5 protein-coding genes are annotated in these 6020 nt (G+C 41.7%); all 5 read left to right on the top strand.

The features are described 5' to 3' along the window. Positions 1-1298: hypothetical protein (locus GMES_RS12305; RefSeq protein WP_226990296.1), on the top strand; the 1298-nt coding region annotated here is incomplete at its 5' end. Next, a complete protein-coding gene (locus tag GMES_RS12300; protein WP_006993028.1) occupies positions 1291-3654 on the top strand; it encodes a hypothetical protein in 2364 nt (787 codons plus the stop codon). The genes GMES_RS12305 and GMES_RS12300, both read left to right, overlap by 8 nt. After that, positions 3651-4364, top strand: a complete 714-nt coding sequence (locus GMES_RS12295; RefSeq protein ID WP_006993027.1) for a hypothetical protein — start codon at positions 3651-3653, stop codon at positions 4362-4364. Before GMES_RS12300 ends, GMES_RS12295 begins: the two co-directional genes overlap by 4 nt. Beyond that, complete coding sequence (locus tag GMES_RS12290) at positions 4357-4794, top strand: hypothetical protein (RefSeq protein ID WP_006993026.1); 438 nt, start codon at positions 4357-4359, stop codon at positions 4792-4794. Before GMES_RS12295 ends, GMES_RS12290 begins: the two co-directional genes overlap by 8 nt. Continuing rightward, positions 4791-6020: YrrC family ATP-dependent DNA helicase (locus GMES_RS12285; RefSeq protein WP_039987360.1), on the top strand; the 1230-nt coding region annotated here is incomplete at its 3' end. The genes GMES_RS12290 and GMES_RS12285, both read left to right, overlap by 4 nt.

Raw genomic sequence — 6020 nt, 5'->3', positions numbered from 1 at the left:
TAGCTCCCTACACGTCCATTGACGAATCTGGACAATTCACTTTTAGAATGCCAGAAGAGGTCTCTGTAATTGTCTCGAAAAACCAACTTGGTAAGGGCAAATTGTTAAAGCGCACAAGGCTATTTAGAACCAGAGAGAAATACACTAAAGAAGTCATGTTAGGTGCATATGTTCAGCACCAACTCTCTTTAGGTATAACCTTGCGAACCTACTGTTTAGATAAGAGGAATCTAGTTCCTGACTACGTTAAACATTGGTTTCCAAACACAGGAACTGGTATGAAAGATTTGTTCTGGAGCAGTGTTTTTCTGCCCAAACATATCTTACTCATCTGTTATATTCGATTGGCGATAAAAACAACTTGGAACAAAGATGTTATCGCTATATTAGACCGTTCAAACTTACCTGATTCATTGCCTCAAAGCGCTTTTACCATTGGCGGGTTTAAAGAAAAGGTCAGCAAGCATACAAAGCCTGTGAGCATTGAACCGCATGAGAAGGAGCTTCGTGAGGTGATCAGCTTTCTCATTCAACATCATGACAACATGATCAGCTACGGTGCTGAGCCAAAAAGTTTATGGGACACACCAGATTCGACAAAACTCAGCTTTTTATCTGGGCGTCACATAGATAATTTCAGAGAGCAACATACCCTGCCCTATTTTCGTCTAGAGCTTTTGGCAAAACATCAAATCAACTTAAGGAAGGGGATCGATGGTGATGTAATCAAGTCCCAAATGGAGAGAAATCATGGCAGTCTCAGAGTGACAGCAGGATATTTGTCGCATCCAATAGCTCAGCTCGAATATGAAGCTAACAACGCTGACTTCCAACGACGACTGGAGACAACAGTTCAGTTTAGAGACAAAAATGAGAAGCTGAAAAAGTATGGATTCGATCCTGAGAATATTGACGAGGATCTCCTCATCGCTCCTAGCGAGAACAAGGATGACTTGCCAGAATGGTTTCTTTTGCCAGATGGTTCGTCATGCACTGACATCTTCGCTCCCGTAGATAAATCTAAGAAGAACGGCATCTGTAGAGGAAGGCTTTGCCATAAAGGTGATGGCTGCCAATTCAATAGAGTTCAAATTGGTGTCGGGGAATTTGTTTACACGCTCAGACGTCAAGCCTATTACCTTAGCCGTGGAATGGCCTTGTTAGACAAACATGGACAAGAATACTTCGATGAATATATCGCCCCTGATATGCGCTTTACGTTTGGCCTCGCCAAATACGTTGAGTTTGCAAACCCTTCTTTATTTAAAAAAGCTAAAGGGAGATTAGCCGATGCTTAATAATGTTCAATATCAATTTTTAGATGCTGATCAGCCAGAAAAAATTATTAGTGAGCACGAAGACCTATTAGTTGAAAACGCCAAGCAACTCGCAGTGACTGACGAAAAGTTAGCACTGGAAGGGACTGTATTAAAATTTTGGGCGGTGATTGAAGGAGCGAAAGCCAATGAGTCGGTCAAACAAGAAGGAACGGTAGACCTTAAAAATATATGGATACCCGGTGCTGCGGGATGGCAGCACCCAGTGCCTATTTTGTTGTTCCCTGACTATGCGAAGGTACTTATCGAAATCGTCGATGTCTACGCAAATAATGCCAAACATACTCCTACATTCGTTAAAACAGGGTTGATGTCTCAACTAACAGTTGCAGCACAATTCATTGAATATATGTGCCTGCACGGCCACTTGAGGCTTAGAAGCATTCCTGAAACACAAATCAGCGAAATGTTAGATTCATTAAAACAGGGCGGAATCCCTGTTGCGCTCCAACTTCACGAGCGCGTCAATACTTTAATTGATAGGCTCATCGAGAAAGATGAATTAGATCCATTTTTATGCAGATCTCATGACTACCCCCATTCGTCTGTGGTCAGTTTGCGTGTTAGATTGATCGCTCAGCACATCGGTTGTGTGAGTTTGGAGAATCAGGTCCCGCGTTCGACTTATAAAAAGGTAGCGGATCACTTGGAAACTCAAGGAAGAAAAGTCACAAAACATTTTGCGAATAAAGGTGCGCCAACTCCAAGTCAGCCTTCTGCAAAATCTTTAAACAACTGGTTTGGCACATGGAATCGTTTTGCGAAGCTAGATAGTCGTGACCAGATGCAGTTTATTCCGTTTCCTAACCCGTACAGTTTGTCTAAAAGAATTGGCACAACACCGAGGAGGACAAAAAACCTTGATGTGAAAGAAGTGATAGCGTTGCTTGGTGGCTCACATAAATGGGTTTTTGAGTATGCTCCGCTCATCATTTCAACAGTGAAGGAAGTGACGAGTTTAAAGAACAAGGAACTTAGCGCAGGTTTGAAAGATAGAACACTCACAGAGTGCAGGTTCCCAGAATATTTGGGTAAATCTCAAAAAATTAAAAAGCTAGAGAAATTAACGGGTCTTGAGGTCCATAAAACAAGCCTGACTATATCGAGAAACGCGACTGACAAATTCTCAATTACTGGGATCTGTACGTTGTTAATGACAGCATGCTATATCGTCTTACAAACCTACAACGCTCGACGGCAAGCTGAAATCCAAAGCCCGCTCATAGGAATAACGGAAGAACACTTTCGATGTGCTAATAAAAGGCTCAATTGGTATCAGGCGAACTTTTACAACGAGAAAAATAGGAAGCGCCGATGGTACACATTGAACAATGGCAGCACTAAAGCTATTCAGTGCTTAATCGCTTTAAAGAAAGCATGGCAACCGAATGGCGTTGAAGGTTTGTTTATCGTTCCGAATTTTCGATTGAACGAAGATGAGAGTTTTGGATTCTACAAATACCACTTCAACAAAGGGAAAGATTCCAAAATCACGGGCAATGCTTTTTTGCAGCTAATGCTCGGCGATCAGCCTGATACTAAGAGTCATCCCTTCCGACGCATTTATGCAGTCATCTACCACTATCAGTATAAGAATGCCGATTTATTGGCTCTATGCCATCAACTTGGTCACATCGACCCAGATCATACGATGGTTTACGTGACTGAGCCAGAAGCGAGAGACGTTCACGAGCAACTGCATCACAAAGTGAAGTTCATTAAAGATGAAGCGGCTGAATCGACAATTGCACTCAAAGAAGAAAATAAAGCTCTCGACAAAGTCATTGAAGAAGTCGGCGTAGAAGCTACAGCCAAAGATATTGCAGCTTTGCTTATGGGGTCTGAAGAAATGGCGGGAAAGTACCCAGCCTATTTGAAAAAAGTTTATCGAACTCTTCACCAGAGCGTTACGTTTAATAATTTGACTAACGATAGGTTTGGCAGGGATTTTAAAGACCTATCAGTCAATGACAAAAGTAAGGCGATGGCACAAGTGTTGGGTAGTCGAGGTCATAAACGCAGACCAAAGGCTCATGCAACATGTCACCGGAGACAAGGTGACTCAAATGGGAATGAAGCGCCTTGCGAACCATTTAAGTGTTCAAGCTGCCCCTATCAAGAGATCAAGCGAACTCAGTTAACAATCCTGAAGGAAGACTTAGGCATTTTGCTGAAGAAACAATCTGATTTTTCTTTGTTACCTGTTGAACGATTAAGGGCAAAGAGTGATGTGTCGAACCTATCGATTTTGATAAAGCATCACGAGCGAACTATGGAGCGCAACAAAACATTGTTTGCTGAAGGTGATCAACGATGAGCAAAGAAAGTGACAAGCTAGAACGGCAAAGGGAGGAGGCTTTTCGTCGTATTGATAAAAAGCTGGATATTCTTGAGCTGTGGCTTGATGAAGGTATTCCTTTCAAACTGATTAATGGAAACAAACAGGTAGATAGTAAAGGCAATTACGTTCTTGAGGATTTTCCTAAAAGTGTTCGCGGATTGAGATTATGGAACGGCAAGGAAAATAGCGAAGAAGTCGTGAAAAAATACCACATCCCCGCCGCCCAAACTTCAGATAGAGCATGGAAAGCTGCACCTTCTGCCACACGTATTCGTGTTGAAGGCAACGAAGATCGGGCAAGTATTTTTGCTCTTTTAAAAGAAAAAGCATCGATTCAACGCAGCAACAAGCAGAAAACAAGGATTGACGAACTAGAAGAAAAGCTCACGTTTAGCGAAAAAAAAAGCAATGGGTTGGCGGCTGAGCTTGTTCAATTGCGCATCGCCAATAAAGCGCTTGAAAAAGATGTTCGAATTGCAGAAACAAGGCTCGAAGATGCACGGCATGTCATGTCGCAGCAGTTGGACTTCAAGAGCAAAACGATAAAACAGTCGGAGAACGATAACAAAACGCTTCAGAACGAAATTGATAAACTTAAAGCTAGGCTTATCGAAAACAATATTGATTTTTCGGATATTGAACAATCCAACTCTGTAATTAGCTTTCCGGTGAGTAAAGATGAGTAAACCAAAGAAAAAGCTCTCAGCTCAGGAAAAAGGAAAGCTTAACGCGAAAAAGATTTTCGACTGGTTGGCGACCAACCCTAATATTCCTCTATATCAAGGTAAGGTGAATAAAACGGCGATATGTAAACAACACGGTGTTCCCAAATCTACAATTGAGACAAACAGCGAGTTAAGAGAGCTGTTTGAAATAAACGGGCCGATTGAAGAACTTGCTAGCAAACAGAAGCTAGCTAATGCTTCAAACTCCCAACCAGCCAAGGAGCCAGTTAGAGTAGCGAGTGATGAATCGACTTCTATGTTGGAGGATAAAATTGATGAACTAGAAAAAAGCTTGAGCGCCATCCGGCTTGATCTCGCATCTGAAGAGTTTCTTTTAGCAACTGGCCGTTACATTCCACGCCTTTATAACCACTTTAAGGAACACGGATGAGAGCGGCAAGTATCAACTTTGAAGATCATGCAGTTACATTGACAGGCGTTGTCTCTCACATCATTCATACCGCAAGGGATAACCGAGGTGCTTCAGCCATATTTCAGTTGAACACAGAGGGACAAAAACTCGTTACTGTTGCAGAGTTTGAAACGATAAATAGTATTCCTCTGGTTGGAGAAATATGGCGTGTCACTGGTGAGCATGTTAGCGACCATACGTATGGTTCACAATTTAAAGTAGAGGATGCGACCAAGCTTCAACCCGATGAGCATCTGTGCCCCAAAGTACTTGCTGACTTTCTTATCCATAACGCCAATTTTGCTGGGATAAACCGTTTTTGGGCTAAAAAACTCGTTAGTGTCTATGAAAATAAACTTTTTAATTTGCTTAGTGGGAACGATGTAGACGAGCTGGCCAAAAACAAAAAATTGAAGATGTCGAGCGTTCTGATATCCAATCTATTGAATGGCTGGCAGAAAGTTACTCAGGAAAGTGCTCTCAACACGTTCTTTCAAAGTAAATGTTTACCGCTGGAGTTAATCGAAACAACTCGCCAGTTACTTGGTGATAAGGCTGTTGAGCATATCAAAAAGAACCCTTACCTGCTCTACCCCATTAACTCAGTGAGAGCGCCCAACAGAAACTGGAGTGAATTAGATAAAACAATAAGAAAACACTTTAATATAAGGAAAAACGACCGTAGAAGAGCTATTTCCTTTGTTGAGTCGTTGCTTTATTCCGATTTCAGCCAGCAAGGGCATATGGCGTTACCTATTGATTCAGTTCAAGAGGCACTTGGTACAGAGAGTATAGAATTAGAGCTAAATGAAATAGAACGGATTGAATCTGACTACCCGACGCTATGTTTAAACAATGAAACGCAAACGATTCAGGTTTTAGGTCATCACGCCATAGAGAAAACGGTTAATGCCTTGCTGAGAAAACGACTAATACGTTTAAACAGCGATAAAGAAAATGTAAGAGTCGATGTTGAAGCAACGCTAATAAAGCTAAGTGCTTTGGGTATTAAGCTTGATGATATTCAGCTCAGGGCGCTCAATAACATTTGCAATAGCACACTGTCGATTATCGACGGTTGTACTATGACTGGTAAAAGTCTTGTAGTGCGTTCAGCAATTGACGCACTTATCGAAAATGGGGAAAACGTTTGGTTAATATCCCCTTCATCATACGATGAAGAATTGGGGCTATTTCGGATTGTT

The organism is Paraglaciecola mesophila KMM 241, assembly GCF_000315015.1.
Lineage (GTDB): Bacteria > Pseudomonadota > Gammaproteobacteria > Enterobacterales > Alteromonadaceae > Paraglaciecola > Paraglaciecola mesophila.
The sequence above is the reverse complement of the archived record's forward strand: the minus strand, read 5'-3'. Positions and strand labels throughout refer to the sequence as shown.

Excerpts from the sequence above, each read along its gene's own strand:
- GMES_RS12295 (WP_006993027.1), top strand. The coding sequence starts at position 3,651 with ATGAGCAAAGAAAGTGACAAGCTAGAACGGCAAAGGGAGGAGGCTTTT.
- GMES_RS12300 (WP_006993028.1), top strand. The coding sequence starts at position 1,291 with ATGCTTAATAATGTTCAATATCAATTTTTAGATGCTGATCAGCCAGAA.
- GMES_RS12290 (WP_006993026.1), top strand. The coding sequence starts at position 4,357 with ATGAGTAAACCAAAGAAAAAGCTCTCAGCTCAGGAAAAAGGAAAGCTT.